The sequence below is a fragment of the uncultured Kocuria sp. genome, from assembly GCF_947500125.1.
Taxonomy (GTDB): Bacteria; Actinomycetota; Actinomycetes; order Actinomycetales; family Micrococcaceae; genus Kocuria.
Genome location: NZ_CANMRA010000095.1, coordinates 1 through 439, shown reverse-complemented (window position 1 = coordinate 439; position 439 = coordinate 1). Strand labels below are relative to the sequence as shown.

Annotated in this window: 1 pseudogene; it reads right to left on the bottom strand. The window is 71.5% G+C overall.

Going from position 1 to position 439, the window contains the following annotated elements:
• Positions 1 to 85: 85 nt before the first annotated feature.
• A pseudogene (locus Q0817_RS20000) lies at positions 86 to 439 on the bottom strand (NADH:ubiquinone oxidoreductase subunit J); the annotation flags it as partial.

Sequence of the window (439 nt, the reverse complement as noted above, 5' to 3'; positions counted from 1 at the left end):
ACCATCACCACCACCTGCTGGGACAGGGCGCCGTAGAGCCCCACCGCGAACAGCGCGGCGGCCACGACCAGCACGGCTTCCAGGGTCATCGGCCCACCCCTCCCGGCTGCGGGTCCTCGGCCGGGCGGCGGCGCAGGTCGTCACCGAGCCGGTCGTAGCGGGTGCGGTGGGCCGCCAGGACCACCCCGGCCACGATGGTCGCCACCATGACCGGACCCACCACGGCCATGACCAGCATCTTCTCACCCATGATCTCCAGGCCCAGCGCGTGCGTGACGTCCTCCGGCGGGGCGCCGCGCCGCTGCGGCCACGGGATCAGCAGGGCACCGGCGGCCAGCAGCACGAAGACCCCGGCCGAGGCACCGATCGCGGTCTTCTTCCCGTGGGTCATGTCCATGGGCATCAGCGCCGGGTTCATGCCCATGAACATCACCATGTA